Source organism: Aeromicrobium sp. PFPM2_SD2 (assembly GCF_057364525.1).
Map to the genome: position 1 here is coordinate 1 of NZ_JBNFNZ010000677.1, position 873 is coordinate 873.

Sequence of the window (873 nt, forward strand, 5' to 3'; positions counted from 1 at the left end):
CCGTCCCGCGCTCGCCCCAGGACGTCGTCGACGTGGTCCGCGCCGCCCCGCGCCGCCGGCCTGCGCGTCGCCCCGATGAGCACCGGGCACGCCGCCGCGCCACTCGTCGGACGGGTCGACGACGCCGTCCTGCTGCGGCTGCACGGCCTCACCGGCGTCACCGTCGACCCCGAGCGACGCGTCGCCCGGGTGCTCGGCGGCACGATCTGGCAGGACGTCGTCGAGGCGGCCGCCCCGCACGGGCTGGCCGCGATGCACGGCAGCGCGCCGGACGTCGCCGTCACCGGCTACACGCTCGGCGGCGGGCTGTCGTGGTTCGGCCGCTCGCACGGCCTGGCCTGCCACCACTGGTCGCGGTCGAGGTCGTGACGTCCGACGGCGTCCTGCGCCGTGCCGACCACGCCCACGAGAAGGACCTGTTCTGGGCGCTGCGCGGCGGGGGCGGCGGCTTCGGCGTCGTCACCGCGGTCGAGATCGAGCTGCTCGCCGTTCCCGACGTCCACGCCGGCGTCATGCTGTGGCCCGGGCAGATGGCCGCGGAGGTCGCACACGCCTGGGCCCGGTGGACCCGCCGCCTGCCCACGACGGTCACGAGCTCGCTGCGGCTCATGAGCTTCCCGGCGATGCCCGAGCTGCCGCCGTTCCTGTCCGGACGCCAGGTCGTCGTCATGGACGCGGTGCTGCAGGAGGACGACCACAGCGCGGGCCTGCTGCTGCAGCCGCTGCGCGACCTCGCCCCGGAGATGGACACGTTCGGCCGGGCGCCGTCCGCGGGCCTGACTCGGCTGCACATGGACCCCGAGGGCCCACGCCGAGCACCGGCGACCACGTGCTGGTCGACGCGCTGCCGCCCGCGGCGGTCGACGCGTTCCT

Annotated in this window: 1 protein-coding gene and 1 pseudogene; both read left to right on the top strand. The window is 76.4% G+C overall.

Translation table 11 applies throughout. From position 1 onward, the window contains the following. Positions 1 to 369: FAD-binding protein (locus AC2W7G_RS17390; RefSeq protein WP_485869541.1), on the top strand; the 369-nt coding region annotated here is incomplete at its 5' end. Continuing rightward, positions 366 to 873, top strand: a pseudogene (locus AC2W7G_RS17395) (FAD-linked oxidase); the annotation flags it as partial. The gene AC2W7G_RS17390 and the pseudogene AC2W7G_RS17395, both read left to right, overlap by 4 nt.